Below are 13,604 nucleotides of genomic sequence, written 5' to 3' on the forward strand. Positions count from 1 at the left end.
TGCGCTGCTTTGTGCATTTATTTTGACATTCTTGCCGGGTTTAACAGAGTCATGGACAAAATTGATCATCACCGCCGTAAATGGCTGGCGCTAGGTGGCGCCGCTATGGGCATAGCGCTGCTTCCAGGGCAAGCGTTTGCCAGTATTTCCACCGCTCGACCGCGTATTTTAGTGTTGAATAACCTGAATACCGGTGAATCTATTAAAGCCGAGTTCTTTGACGGCAAAGGTTACAATAAAGAAGAGTTGGTGCGGCTAAATCATCTGTTCCGCGATTATCGCGCCAACAAGGTTAAATCGATCGATCCCCGCTTGTTTGATCACCTCTATCGTCTGCAGGGGCTGCTGGGCACCAGCAAGCCGGTGCAGCTGATCTCCGGATACCGTTCCGTAGACACCAACAACGAACTGCGTGCGCATAGCCGCGGCGTGGCTAAGCACAGCTACCACACCAAAGGCCAGGCGATGGATTTCCACATCGAAGGTATCCAATTGAGCAATATCCGCAAAGCGGCGTTAAAAATGCGCGCCGGTGGTGTAGGATATTACCCACGTAGCAACTTCGTACACATCGATACCGGCCCGGTTCGGACCTGGTAATCGCTGTGCCGTCAGTGAATAACGCCGCCCCTTGCGGAAACGGCGTTATTGTCATTGGAGCCTTATGAAATACCATCTTATTCCCGTTACCGCCTTTAGCCAGAACTGCAGTCTGATTTGGTGTGAAAACACGCAGCAGGCGGCGTTGGTCGATCCCGGCGGTGAAGCGGAAAAAATCAAAGCGGAAGTCGCGCGTCAAGGGGTGACGGTCACCCAGATTTTGCTGACGCACGGCCATTTGGATCATGTCGGCGCGGCGGCGGAGCTGGCGGACCATTATCAGGTGCCAATCTATGGCCCGGATAAAGAAGACGCGTTTTGGCTGGACGGTTTGCCGGCGCAGAGCCGGATGTTTGGGCTGGAAGAGTGCGCGCCGCTGACGCCGACCCGCTGGCTGTCGGAAGGCGATGAGATGCAGGTGGGCGAGATGACGCTCAAGGTGTTGCATTGCCCTGGGCACACGCCGGGCCACATCGTCTTTATCAATGAGCAGGCGCGTTTGGCGCTGGTGGGCGACGTGCTGTTTAACGGCGGCGTGGGGCGCAGCGACTTCCCGCGCGGTGACCATCAGGCGCTGATCGCCTCTATTCGCACCAAACTGCTGCCGTTGGGCGACGACATGCGCTTTATTCCCGGCCACGGCCCGATGTCGACCTTCGGCCACGAGCGCCAGACCAACCCGTTCCTGCGCGAAGAGCCGGCGGTGTGGTAACGATTATTTCCCGGTAGAAATAATCAAGGGCGCATAGAGCGCCCTTTTTTACGATTTATGACCTGCGTCGATGCCTTTAGAGCACGGCGACGATGGCTTCACACAGCGGCGCCATGTTGTCCGGCGTCATGCCGGCCACGTTTACCCGGCCCGAGTTCACGGCGTAGACGCCGAACTCTTCGCGCAGACGCAGCACCTGTTCTTTGGTCAGGCCGCTGAACGAGAACATGCCGTTCTGTTGGATGATGAAGCTGAAGTCCTGCTGCGCGCCTTTCTCCTGCAGGGTGTTCACGAACAGCTGACGCATGCGGTGAATACGCTGGCGCATGTCGGTCAGCTCCTGCTCCCACATCGCGCGCAGCGCATCGTTGCCCAGAATGGTGGCGACAACCGCCGCGCCGTGTGACGGCGGGTTGGAGTAGTTGGCGCGAATGGCCGCTTTCACCTGGCTGAAGGCGCGATCGGCGGTTTCGGCATCGGCAGCCACAATGGTGCAAGCGCCGACGCGCTCATTGTACAGGCCGAAGTTTTTCGAGTAGGAGCTGGCAACGATCAGCTCTTGATGTTTGGCGGCGAAAATACGCAGGCCCTGCGCATCTTCTTCCAGACCGTTGGCGAAGCCCTGGTAGGCGAAATCGAACAGCGGCAGCCAGCCATTGGCGACGGAAAGCTCAGCCAGCTGTGCCCACTGTTCCGCCGTTGGATCGATACCTGTCGGGTTATGGCAGCAGCCGTGGAACAGCACCACATCACCGGCCTGTGCCTGTTTCAGGCTGTTCAGCAGGCCGTCAAAGTCCAACGCGTGGTTGGCGGCGTCGTAGTAGGCGTACTCCAGCACTTCCAGGCCTACGGCGCTAAAGACGTTCTTGTGGTTTGGCCAGCTTGGGTTGCTGATCCAGATGCGCTTGGCGCTGGTCTGGTTGGCGATAAAGTCTGCCGCCACGCGCAGGCCGCCGGTGCCGCCGGGCGTCTGTGCGGTACGCGCGCGCCGCGCGGTAACGATCGGGCTCTCTTTGCCGAACAGCAGCTCTTGCGTGCAGCTGGCGAACGCCGGGATGCCTTCAATGCCGAGATAGTTTTTGGTGGTCTCGTTTTCCAGCAGATACTGTTCAGCTTTTTTTACGCTGGTCAGCACCGGCGTTTTGCCGGTTTCGTCTTTATAAACGCCAATCCCTAAATTGATTTTATTCGGGCGGGCGTCGGCGCGGAAAATGTCGGTCAGGCCCAGGATCGGGTCGGCGGGTGCGGCGGTGATTTTTTCAAACATGTCAGGTGCTTCCAAATCTCGGAGTTAAGCAGACAGAAGCATCAGGGTAGCGCCAGTTATCGGCTTTGCCAACCGTTTGCGATAAAAACACCGCGATCTTGTGAACGGGAAGGATTCGACAGAAAAAATGATGGGGAAGGGGAAATCTGCAGGATAAAACGTTACCGGGAGACACAAATAAAAACAGGGCCGAAGCCCTGTTTTTTAACTTAGCCGACGGTAAACCGCCGTTAAGCGAGACAACTTAGAACTGGTACACCAGACCAACGGCTACGATATCGTCGGTAGCGGTGCCGGTTGCTTTGGTGAACTCGTTGTCATCCAGCAGGTTGATTTTGTAATCAACGTAGGTGGACATGTTTTTGTTGAAGTAGTAAGTGGTACCAACAGAAACATATTTAACCAGATCCTGGTCAGAGCTTACGCCTGGGACGTTCAGGTTCTTGCCTTTAGACTGCAGGTAAGACACTTCTGGACGCAGACCGAAGTCGAACTGGTACTGAGCAGTGACTTCGAAGTTCTGAGTTTTGCTCGCGAAGCCACCGCACTTGTCATCGGTAGCTGCACAGCCTGCACCGAAGTTACCGCCGCCGAACGGAGTCATGTTACGGGTTTCTGCGTACATCGCCGCCAGGTAAACGTTGTTGGCATCGTATTTCGCGCCCACGGTCCATGCGTCAGCCTTGTCGCCACGCTCGTTGGAACGCAGTTTCTGGTCGTCGGTACGGTTGGAAGAAGCGTATGCAGCGCCGAAGCTTACGCCTTCGCCGATGTCATAAGTAGAGGAGATACCCCAGCCGTCGCCGTTTTGTTTCTTAACGTTACGACCGTCGTTCTGGTTTTTGCCCTGGTATTGCAGAGCGAAGTTCAGACCGTCAACCAGACCGAAGAAGTTGTTGTTACGATAGGTCGCAACGCCGTTGGTACGGCCGGTCATGAAGTTGTCGGAGTAGGTGTAAGTATCGCCACCGAACTCTGGCAGCATATCGGTCCAGCCTTCCACGTCGTACAGTACGCCGTAGTTACGGCCGTAGTCGAAGGAGCCGTAGTCAGCGAATTTCAGACCGGCGAAGCCCAGACGGGTTTTGGTGCCTTCGGTGCCCTGAGATTCGGCGTGGTTGGACTGAACGTTGTATTCCCACTGGCCGTAACCGGTCAGTTGGTCAGTAATCTGGGTTTCACCTTTGAAGCCGAAACGAACATAGGTCTGATCGCCGTCATTGCCTTTGTCGTCGGAGAAGTAGTGCAGACCGTCAACTTTGCCGTACAGATCCAGCTTGTTGCCGTCTTTGTTGTAGATTTCAGCTGCGTTTGCTGCACCAGCAGCCAACAGAGCCGGGATAACCACTGCAAGAATGTTGCGCTTCATCATTATTACCCTCATTGGTGTTATTCGGACACCTTTGCCACTGCCGCCAATAATTCTTTGGGAACTATTGTTGATAGATTGGTGTCGTCCTGTGTCTGAACGCAGTGTTCCATTCACAGGCGGGTTAATCTAGGACGAAAATGATACCAATGTCCCAATCAGGTTGCAAAAGGAAAGTATGTGTAACCAAATGTAATTTTTCGGGAACTTTGTGATGTGCGTCAATATTAAAAAATGCGAAAGGCCAGCGAGGCTGGCCTTTGTTTTGTAACGAAATCGTTTAAAAAACGTTTGATCGTATGAATTAGAAGCTTGCGTTACGTGGTGTGCGTGGGAACGGGATCACATCGCGCACGTTTTGCACGCCGGTGACATAGGCGATTAAACGTTCAAAACCCAGGCCGAAACCGGAATGCGGCACGGTGCCGTAACGACGCAGATCGCGATACCACCAGTAGTCTTCTTTATTCAGGCCCATCTCTTCCAGACGTTGATCGAGCATGTCGAGGCGTTCTTCACGCTGCGAACCGCCGATGATTTCACCGATGCCCGGCGCCAGCACGTCCATGGCCGCGACGGTTTTACCGTCTTCGTTCATGCGCATATAGAACGCTTTGATGTCTTTCGGGTAGTTCTTCACCACCACCGGCGCCTGGAAGTGTTTCTCCGCCAGATAACGTTCATGTTCGGAAGAGAGATCGATGCCCCAGGAAACCGGGTTTTCGAAGGTTTGGCCAGAGGCCAGCAGGATCTCAATGGCGTCGGTGTAGTCCACCTGGGCGAAATCGGAAGAGACGAAGCGCTCCAGACGAGAGATTGCGTCTTTATCCACGCGTTCGGCGAAGAATTTCAGATCGTCTGCACGTTCATCCAGCACCGCCTGGAACACATACTTCAGCATGCTTTCGGCCAGGCCGGCGACATCGTCCAGCGTCGCGAAGGCCACTTCCGGCTCGATCATCCAGAACTCCGCCAGGTGGCGGCTGGTGTTGGAGTTTTCGGCACGGAAGGTTGGGCCGAAGGTGTATACCTTGGACAGCGCACAGGCGTAAGTTTCGCCGTTCAGCTGGCCGGAAACGGTGAGGAAGGCTTCCTTACCGAAGAAGTCCTGGCTGAAATCGACGGCGCCCTTGTCGGTGCGCGGCAGGTTTTCCAGATCCAGCGTGGACACGCGGAACATTTCGCCGGCGCCTTCGGTGTCGGAGGCGGTGATCAGCGGGGTGGACACCCAGAAATAACCATTTTCATGGAAGAAGCGGTGGATCGCCTGCGCCAGGGTATGACGCACGCGCGCCACGGCGCCGATCAGATTGGTGCGCGGGCGCAGGTGGGCCACTTCGCGCAGGTATTCGATGCTGTGGCGTTTGGCCGCCATTGGGTAAGTATCCGGATCGTCGACCCAGCCGACCACGTTGATCGCGGTGGCCTGCAGCTCAAAGCTCTGGCCTTCGCCCGGTGAGGCGACGACCTTGCCGGTAACTTCAACTGAGCAACCGGTGGTCAGGTGCAGCACTTCATCCTGATAATTCGGCAGAGAATTATTAACGACGGCCTGTAACGGATCAAAGCAGGAACCGTCATAGACGGCCAGGAAGGAGATACCAGCTTTTGAATCTCTCCGGGTACGTACCCAGCCGCGTACGGTGACTTCACTGTCAACCGCAGCACGACCTTGCAGTACGTCGACTACAGGCACTACGCTCATAGATTTCTCTCTTTAATAATTTGGTTTAGAAATAGCTTACAACCCAAGAATATGGGGGTAATGGCTATGTTACTTGCCGCGGTGCAGAGCACAAGCAGAAATCATCGGATTGGCGCAACATTTATCGTGGCTGGCTGAAAAGAGGGCGGTCGGGATAAAACAAAAAAGCCGGCGCCTGAACCGGGCCGGCTTTCTCTCTATATATAGAAGGCTCAGCTGGCTTTCTTCACCAGCGGCAGATCGAAGGCCTTGCGCAGAGCCCTGACGAACGCCTGATCCTGGCAAATGGTTTTGCCGGGGCTGTCGGAGAGCTTGGCCACCGGCTTGCCTTTGCACTCGACCAGCTTGATCACGATATTCAGCGGTTTGACGCCGGGAATATCGCAGGTCAGGCGCGTGCCGATGCCGAAGCCGAGATTGATGCGCTGGTAGAAATGGCGATAGAGCGCCAGCGCTTTTTCCAGATCCAGGTTGTCCGAGAACACCAGCGTTTTGCTCATCGGATCGATGCCCAGCTTTTGATAATGGGCAATGGCCTTTTCACCCCACTCGACGGGATCGCCCGAATCATGGCGCAGCCCCTGATAACGTTCGGCGAACTGCGGGCCGAAGTCGCGCAGGAAGGCATCCATGGTGATACAGTCGGTGAGCGCGATGCCAAGCTGATCCGGGTATTCATCCAACCAGGCTTGCAAGGCGGCGCGCTGGCTGTTGGCCAGCACCGGGCTTATTTGCTGATGCGCCTGGAACCACTCATGCGCCTGAGTGCCGACCGGCGCCAGGCCGAGCTGATGCGCCAGATCGTAATTGCTGGTGCCCGACAGGTACGGGAATTCGGTCTGCAAGGTGCTGACGATGGCCTGTTGCACGCCCTGAGAGAAACGGCGACGGGTGCCGAAGTCCATCAGCTTGAAGCGCGAAAGATCCAGATCGCCCGCCAGCGTCTTGAACTGAGCCAGCTTGGTTTGCAGATGCGCCACCGCCTGTTCCGGCGTCGCCAGCGGAGAGCGCCGACGGTGCACCACTTCGCTGATCACCGCCAGCAACGGCACTTCCCACATGATCACTTCACGCCAGGGGCCGGCGATGCGGATTTGCAGCTTGCCGTCGCGGTTGTCTATGGTGACCTGCTGCGGATCGTAGCGGAACGTTCGCAGCCAGCTCAGGTAATCCTGACGGAAGAAGGGCAGGTCCGAAAGATAAGCGAATTCGGCGTCGGTCAGCGCCAGCCGGCTCATCAACGCCACCTGCGCGCGGATCTCGTCGGCATATTCGCCCAGCAGTTCGTCGCCGCGGCAGCGGAATTCCGCCGCCACGCTGATCGCGGGATAGCGATGGAACACTGCTTGCTGCATATGAAGCTTATAAGCATCGGTATCAAGCAGTGATGTCAAAATCGGGGAAGCGTATTGAGTCATAGCGCGTTACAGCATCCTCGTCAGGCGCGTGTCCAAATCCGGATAATCATAAAAGTGGGGGTGGAGTATACCCGGATTATCCTGTTATTGAAGCTGCATCACACCATAAATCACCAAAGCGGGTCGAGGATTAAACGTGCCTTTATGGCGGCCTGATAGCGGCGGGGAGGAAAAAAAGCCAGATATGCCTGTAAGGTGAATGACTTAGCCTAATTAGTCATAAAAATTATAATGTTAATTATTTTAAACAGCGAATCAGATATAGCCGGCCTGGGTAAGCACGCTGACCCGATCCTTGCCGTTCTTTTTGCAAAAATAGAGCGCTTCGTCCGCCTGTTTGATCGCCGCCTGTAGCGCGGTGAATGCGTTGACCGGCGCAATGCCGCAGCTGGTGGTGAAACGCACTTGCCGTCCATCGGCCAGATTTAGCGTCAGGCGATGAGTGCGGGCGCGCAATTGCTCCATGATGTCCCGCGCGTTGTCCAACGAACAGTTGCCCAGCAGCACCGCGAACTCTTCGCCGCCGTAGCGGCAGAAGATGTCGCTGGCGCGGAACGCGCGTTGCAGCAGGTGGCCGAATGCCACCAGCGCCCGGTCACCCACGTCGTGGCCATAGCTGTCGTTGAGCTGTTTGAAGTTGTCGATGTCGATCAGGCAAAAGGCCTGCGGGTAGCTGCCGTCGCCCAGCAGCTGACATTCAAGGAAGAATTTACGGCGGTTGTAAATATTGGTAAGCGGATCGAGGAAAGAAGAGGCCTCGAGCTCTTTAATCAGCAGTTGTTTCTCGCTTTCCAGCGAGACCTTGTCCAACTGGTATTGCCTGAGCTGCTGAATGGCGTCGCTGATGGCGATCAATTCCTGGCTGTAGAAGGCGTCGTTGCGATCGATATTTATCTCGCCGCGCGACAGCCGCACGATATTGTTGTGGGTCTTGGTCAGCCAGCGGTTGATGCTGGTGCAGAACACCAGCGCCGGCAAAATGAACAGCAACACCACCAGCCCGGCGAGTGCAATCATGCCGTAAATGGTCGTCTGGCTGTCGTAAATCTTGTGGCGCGACGCGAGGGTTTCCAGTTCGAAGCTGCGTTGATACAGCGCCTGCGACAGCCCGCTCACATCGTCGACATAGCGCGAAATAAGCGCGGTGGGGTAGGGCTGATGGGTATCGATAGCGGTGTACAGCCCATGGGTAATCTGTTGGAGGCGCTCAGCGGAAACCTGGGCGAGCAATGCATTGACGATGTTGGTGATTTGTCCATCGTCGTAGTTGATCTTCATGAAGATCAATCGGGTGCTCAGCGCGTTCAGCACGCCGGTCAGCTGAATGGACTTCAGGTAGGCGTCTTTGCGAACGAGCGGTCTGACGTTGACGTCGATAATCTGATCGCTCAATTCCGTCAGTGACATATTCAGCCGGTTATTAAGGCGGATGGCCTCGAGAAACATAAAAGAGTCGGTATCCACCATCCGGGTATCGTAGGTGTAGCGGTAATAGCTCTTACTGGTTTGCGAGATGTAATAGGCGCTGTTGATGTTGAACAGATTGGCGTTGGTGTTATTGACCTGCGAAAGCTGCAGGTTGTCATTATCCAGCAGCTGTTCCATCAGGCTGATCATCGACAGCGCGGCGATTTTTTGCCGAACCCCGAGCTGTCTGGCGACCTCATCGTCCAGATGTTCGCGGATGCGGGTAATTCTTTCGCGCGCCGCCCAATCGGCGGCCAAACATTGCGCTCGGGTGATTTGCGGATCGATCAGGCTCAAGCGTTTGAGGCGGTGCGCCTGCAAGGCAGCCTGAAAGGCTTCGGAGATTTCTTTGGCGCGATCAATTTTGTACAGATTGAGTTGGTTATCGCGGTAGTCGGTATGGGCTTCGAGCAGCTCATCGACGATGAACAGAGAGAAGGAAGTCATCAGGCACAGGGTAAAAAAATAGATTGCGTATTTAATTTTCATAGTGCGAGTCATCCTGAGCCTGATGCCGCAATTATACCACCATGCCGCCTGCGTCGCCTCAACTATGCCGGCGCCCTCCGGTGGCGGTTTTTTAGCATTAAATGCTGATTTTTATTTAGCGATTGGTCACCTGCGCTATCGCCTGGCGGGCGATTTATGATTTGCCTCTGATTTCTCTCTCGTGGTCGCCCGGCGACTCTGGGCTTTTCGGCCAGCTGTGATACAGTTTATTCACAATTCAGGCCCACCGCGCGCCGCAGGGGAACACTCCGGCTGCGGTACGAAGCAGAAGAGCGGCCTGGCACCTATAACTCACCGAGACGTTTAAGGGTTTTTATGACACAACAGCCACAGGCAAAATACCGCCACGATTATCGCGCGCCCGATTACACCACGACCGATATCGATTTGGACTTCAGTCTGGACGCGGAAACTACGCGCGTGACCGCCGTCAGTAAAATCAAACGTCAGGGCGCGGCCGGCGCACCGCTGGTGCTGGATGGCGAAGATCTGACGCTGGTGAGCATTCAGGTGGACGGCCAACCGTGGAGCGCCTACCGCCAGCAGGATAACCAGCTGATCATCGAAGCGTTGCCGGCACAATTCACTCTTACCATCGTCAACGACATTCACCCGGCGAAAAACACCGCGCTGGAAGGGCTGTACCTGTCCGGCGATGCGCTGTGCACGCAATGCGAAGCCGAAGGTTTCCACCACATTACCTATTATCAGGATCGCCCGGACGTGCTGGCGCGCTTTACCACCCGCATCGAGGCCGACAAGGCGCGCTATCCGTTCCTGCTGTCGAACGGCAACCGCATCGGCCAGGGCGAATTGGCCGATGGCCGCCACTGGGTGCAATGGCAGGATCCGTTCCCGAAACCTTGCTACCTGTTCGCGCTGGTGGCGGGAGACTTCGACGTGCTGCGCGACAGCTTCACCACCCGTTCCGGCCGTAAGGTCGCGCTGGAGCTGTTCGTCGATCGCGGCAACCTGGATCGCGCCGACTGGGCGATGACGTCGCTGAAGAACTCGATGAAGTGGGACGAGACCCGCTTCGGCCTGGAATACGATCTCGACATTTATATGATTGTGGCGGTCGATTTCTTCAATATGGGCGCGATGGAGAACAAAGGATTAAACATCTTTAACTCCAAATACGTGCTGGCGAAGGCGGAAACCGCCACCGACAAGGATTACCTGAACATTGAAGCGGTGATCGGCCACGAATACTTCCACAACTGGACCGGTAACCGCGTAACCTGCCGCGACTGGTTCCAGCTCAGCCTGAAAGAGGGGCTGACGGTGTTCCGCGACCAGGAGTTCAGTTCCGATCTGGGATCGCGTTCGGTCAACCGCATCGACAACGTGCGCGTGATGCGCGGCGCGCAGTTCGCCGAAGACGCCAGCCCGATGGCACACGCCATCCGCCCGGACAAAGTGATCGAGATGAACAACTTCTACACCCTGACGGTGTATGAAAAGGGTTCCGAAGTGATCCGCATGATGCACACCTTGCTGGGGGAGGAGAACTTCCAGAAAGGGATGCAGCTCTATTTCGAACGCCACGACGGCAGCGCCGCCACCTGCGACGATTTCGTGCAGGCGATGGAGGACGCGTCCAACGTCGATCTGTCGCGCTTCCGCCGTTGGTATAGCCAGTCCGGCACGCCGCTGTTGACGGTGCGCGACGATTACGACGCGGAAACCCAGCAGTATCGTCTGCATGTCAGCCAGCAAACCGCGCCGACCGCCGATCAGCCGGAGAAATTGCCGCTGCATATCCCGCTGGATATCGAACTGTACGACAGCGAAGGCAACGTCATTCCACTGCAAAAGGGCGGCCTGCCGGTCAATAACGTGCTGAACGTTACCGAAGCGGAGCAAACCTTCGTGTTCGACGGCGTGGCGCATAAGCCGGTGCCGTCGCTGCTGCGTGAATTCTCCGCGCCGGTGAAGCTGGACTATCCGTACAGCGATCAGCAGCTGACCTTCCTGATGCAGCACGCGCGCAATGAATTTGCGCGTTGGGATGCGGCGCAGAGCCTGCTGGCGACCTATATCAAGCTGAACGTGACGCGGCACCAGCAGAAGCAGCCGCTGTCGCTGCCGCTGCACGTGGCCGATGCGTTCCGCGCAGTGCTGCTGGACGAAAAACTGGATCCGGCGCTGGCTGCGCAGATCCTGACGTTGCTGTCGGAGAACGAAATCGCCGAGCTGTTCGCCACCATCGATCCGGAAGCGATCGCCGCGGTACATGAAGCGATCGTTCGCTGCCTGGCGCGGGAGCTGGCCGATGAGTGGCTGGCGGTATATCACGCCAACAAGACCGACGGCTACCGCGTGGAGCACGCCGAGATCGCCAAGCGCGCCTTGCGTAATGTGTGCCTGGGCTATCTGGCGTTCGGCGAAGATGTGGCGCTGGCGGACCAACTGGTAAGCGAACAGTATCGCCAGGCGGACAACATGACCGACTCGCTGGCGGCGCTGTCTGCTGCGGTCGCGGCCCAGTTGCCTTGCCGCGATGCGCTGCTGGCGGCGTTCGACGAGCGCTGGCATCAGGATGGCCTGGTGATGGATAAATGGTTCGTGCTGCAGGGCAGCAGCCCGGCGGCAGACGTGCTGAGCAAGGTGCGCGCGCTGCTGCAACACCGTTCGTTCAGCCTGAGCAACCCGAACCGCACCCGTTCGCTGATCGGCGGCTTCGCTTCCGGTAACCCGGCGGCGTTCCATGCCGCGGACGGCAGCGGCTATCAGTTCCTGGCGGAGATCCTCAGCGATCTCAACCAGCGCAACCCGCAGATCGCCGCGCGCCTGATTGAACCGCTGATTCGCCTGAAGCGTTACGACGCGGGCCGCCAGGCGCTGATGCGCAAGGCGCTGGAACAGCTGAAAGGATTGGAAAACCTGTCCGGCGATCTGTACGAGAAGATCAGCAAGGCGCTCGACGCCTGATCTTTTCGCGCTGGATAGATCAAGGGACGGCCTGCGCCGTCCCTTTTTTCATCCTTTCAATTCGCCGCCCGACGGCCGCTGGCCGCTGTGGCCGGCGGTGATAACACCCGCTCCAGCACTTCGGCCTCCAGTTCCGCCAGGCGGGCGGAACCCTTGCGGCGCGGCCGCGGCAGATCGAGAGTCAGATCCAGCCCGATGCGCCCCTCTTCGATCAGGATCACCCGATCCGCCAGCGCGATGGCTTCGCTGACGTCGTGCGTGACCAGCAGTACGGTAAAACCGTGCTGTTGCCACAGCGTTTCTATCAGCCCCTGCATCTCGATGCGCGTCAGGGCATCCAACGCCCCGAGCGGTTCGTCCAGCAGCAGCAGGCGAGGGCGGTGGATCAGCGCGCGCGCCAGGGCGACCCGCTGCTTTTGCCCGCCGGACAGCGCCGCCGGCCAGTCGCGGGCGCGATCCGCCAAGCCGACCGCGTCCAGCGCCTGCAGCGCCGCATCGCGCCACTGGCCGCGCAGCCCCAGGCCCACGTTGTCGATCACCGTTTTCCACGGCAGCAGGCGCGCATCCTGAAACATCAGCCGGGTATCCTCTTTAGCGGCGGCAAGCGGCGCGTTGCCGCTGAGCAGCGCGCCGCTGCTGGGTTGTTCCAGGCCGGCCAACAGGCGAAGCAGGGTGCTCTTGCCGCAGCCGCTGCGGCCGACCACCGCCACGAATTGCCCGGCGGAAATGCGCAGTTGAATATTGTCCAGCACGGTGCGGTTGCCGTAACCTTTGCCGATGGACTCCAGCGTCACCGGTGTGCCTTGCGCAAGGCGAGCGGGAAGGGTCATAGCGCTTCTCCCTGTTTCAGTTGATAGGCCGGATGCCAGCGCAACCAGACGCGCTCCAGCAGTTGCGCGCCCACGTCCGCCAGCTTGCCGAGCAGGGCGTACAGCACGATCGCCACCACCACCACGTCGGTTTGCAGGAATTCACGCGCGTTCATCGCCAGGTAGCCGATGCCCGAATTGGCCGAAATGGTTTCGGCGACGATCAGCGTCAGCCACATGAAGCCGAGAGCGAAACGCACGCCGACCATAATCGACGGCAGCGCGCCCGGCAGCACCACCTGCGTAAACAGGCGGAAACCGCTCAGGCCGTAGCTGCGGGCCATCTCCAACAGGCCGCGATCGATGTTCTTGATGCCGTGATAGGTATTGAGATAAATCGGGAATAGCGTACCGAGCGCCACCAGAAAGATCTTGGCGGATTCATCGATGCCGAACCACAGGATCACCAGCGGGATCAGCGCCAGGTGCGGCACGTTGCGGATCATTTGCACCGAGCTGTCCAGCAGGCGTTCGCCCCAGCGCGACAGCCCGGTAATAAAGCCGAGGATCAGCCCGATGCTGCCGCCGATGGCAAAGCCGATCAGCGCGCGCTGGCTGCTGATGCTCAGGTGCTGCCATAGTTCGCCGCTTTGGCTCAGGCTCCAGAAGGCGGCCAGCACCGCGCTCGGCGCCGGCAAAATGCGGTTGGACAGCCAGCCGGTTTCTACGGCGATCTGCCAGAGGATCACCAGCGCCAGCGGCAGCGCCCAAGGGGCCAGCCGATACAGGATGCGTTGCGCGTTCTTTGCCATC

At 57.8% G+C, this 13,604-nt stretch carries 10 protein-coding genes; 3 read left to right on the top strand and 7 right to left on the bottom strand.

Translation table 11 applies throughout. From position 1 onward, the window contains the following. Nucleotides 1-51: 51 nt before the first annotated feature. Both SSARUM2_RS08570 and SSARUM2_RS08575 read left to right on the top strand, forming a co-directional pair. Complete coding sequence (locus tag SSARUM2_RS08570) at nucleotides 52-600, top strand: YcbK family protein (protein ID WP_033637866.1); 549 nt, start codon at nucleotides 52-54, stop codon at nucleotides 598-600. Nucleotides 601-664: 64 nt separating this feature from the next. Continuing rightward, nucleotides 665-1,312, top strand: coding sequence for an MBL fold metallo-hydrolase (locus SSARUM2_RS08575; RefSeq protein ID WP_033646596.1), 648 nt, complete (start codon nucleotides 665-667; stop codon nucleotides 1,310-1,312). A gap of 76 nt (nucleotides 1,313-1,388) precedes the next feature. Here the strand turns inward: SSARUM2_RS08575 and SSARUM2_RS08580 are convergent, their stop codons facing one another. The 5 genes from SSARUM2_RS08580 to SSARUM2_RS08600 form a co-directional block, all read right to left on the bottom strand. Next, a complete protein-coding gene (locus tag SSARUM2_RS08580) occupies nucleotides 1,389-2,579 on the bottom strand; it encodes an amino acid aminotransferase (protein ID WP_033637868.1) in 1,191 nt (396 codons plus the stop codon). Between the two features lie 244 nt (nucleotides 2,580-2,823). Next, a complete protein-coding gene (gene ompC / locus SSARUM2_RS08585; RefSeq protein WP_039566689.1) occupies nucleotides 2,824-3,951 on the bottom strand; it encodes a porin OmpC in 1,128 nt (375 codons plus the stop codon). Nucleotides 3,952-4,252: 301 nt separating this feature from the next. Continuing rightward, nucleotides 4,253-5,653: an asparagine--tRNA ligase gene (gene asnS / locus SSARUM2_RS08590; RefSeq protein ID WP_033637870.1), complete on the bottom strand. Its 1,401-nt coding sequence runs from the start codon at nucleotides 5,651-5,653 to the stop codon at nucleotides 4,253-4,255. A 212-nt stretch (nucleotides 5,654-5,865) separates the two neighbouring features. Continuing rightward, nucleotides 5,866-7,071 (bottom strand): nicotinate phosphoribosyltransferase, encoded by a 1,206-nt coding sequence (gene pncB, locus SSARUM2_RS08595; RefSeq protein ID WP_060418411.1) that lies wholly within the window; start codon nucleotides 7,069-7,071, stop codon nucleotides 5,866-5,868. A 255-nt stretch (nucleotides 7,072-7,326) separates the two neighbouring features. After that, a complete protein-coding gene (locus SSARUM2_RS08600) occupies nucleotides 7,327-9,027 on the bottom strand; it encodes a GGDEF domain-containing protein (protein WP_060453031.1) in 1,701 nt (566 codons plus the stop codon). A 336-nt stretch (nucleotides 9,028-9,363) separates the two neighbouring features. Between SSARUM2_RS08600 and pepN the strand changes: the two genes are divergently transcribed. Continuing rightward, nucleotides 9,364-11,982, top strand: a complete 2,619-nt coding sequence (pepN, locus tag SSARUM2_RS08605) for an aminopeptidase N (RefSeq protein WP_060453030.1) — start codon at nucleotides 9,364-9,366, stop codon at nucleotides 11,980-11,982. 56 nt (nucleotides 11,983-12,038) lie between these two features. On the opposite strand, the gene ssuB is transcribed toward pepN, so the two are convergent. Next, nucleotides 12,039-12,812, bottom strand: a complete 774-nt coding sequence (ssuB, locus tag SSARUM2_RS08610; RefSeq protein WP_033637874.1) for an aliphatic sulfonates ABC transporter ATP-binding protein — start codon at nucleotides 12,810-12,812, stop codon at nucleotides 12,039-12,041. Further along, entirely contained in the window at nucleotides 12,809-13,603 is a 795-nt protein-coding gene (gene ssuC / locus SSARUM2_RS08615; protein ID WP_033646585.1) for an aliphatic sulfonate ABC transporter permease SsuC, read from the bottom strand. The genes ssuB and ssuC overlap by 4 nt, the downstream gene beginning before the upstream one ends. Nucleotide 13,604: the final 1 nt, after the last annotated feature.

This window comes from Serratia sp. K-E0102, from assembly GCF_029962625.1.
GTDB classification, from domain to species: Bacteria; Pseudomonadota; Gammaproteobacteria; order Enterobacterales; family Enterobacteriaceae; genus Serratia; species Serratia sarumanii.

Excerpts from the sequence above, each read along its gene's own strand:
- SSARUM2_RS08570 (WP_033637866.1), top strand. The coding sequence starts at position 52 with ATGGACAAAATTGATCATCACCGCCGTAAATGGCTGGCGCTAGGTGGC.
- SSARUM2_RS08575 (WP_033646596.1), top strand. The coding sequence starts at position 665 with ATGAAATACCATCTTATTCCCGTTACCGCCTTTAGCCAGAACTGCAGT.
- SSARUM2_RS08580 (WP_033637868.1), bottom strand. The coding sequence starts at position 2,579 with ATGTTTGAAAAAATCACCGCCGCACCCGCCGACCCGATCCTGGGCCTG.
- ompC (WP_039566689.1), bottom strand. The coding sequence starts at position 3,951 with ATGATGAAGCGCAACATTCTTGCAGTGGTTATCCCGGCTCTGTTGGCT.
- asnS (WP_033637870.1), bottom strand. The coding sequence starts at position 5,653 with ATGAGCGTAGTGCCTGTAGTCGACGTACTGCAAGGTCGTGCTGCGGTT.
- pncB (WP_060418411.1), bottom strand. The coding sequence starts at position 7,071 with ATGACTCAATACGCTTCCCCGATTTTGACATCACTGCTTGATACCGAT.
- SSARUM2_RS08600 (WP_060453031.1), bottom strand. The coding sequence starts at position 9,027 with ATGAAAATTAAATACGCAATCTATTTTTTTACCCTGTGCCTGATGACT.
- pepN (WP_060453030.1), top strand. The coding sequence starts at position 9,364 with ATGACACAACAGCCACAGGCAAAATACCGCCACGATTATCGCGCGCCC.
- ssuB (WP_033637874.1), bottom strand. The coding sequence starts at position 12,812 with ATGACCCTTCCCGCTCGCCTTGCGCAAGGCACACCGGTGACGCTGGAG.
- ssuC (WP_033646585.1), bottom strand. The coding sequence starts at position 13,603 with ATGGCAAAGAACGCGCAACGCATCCTGTATCGGCTGGCCCCTTGGGCG.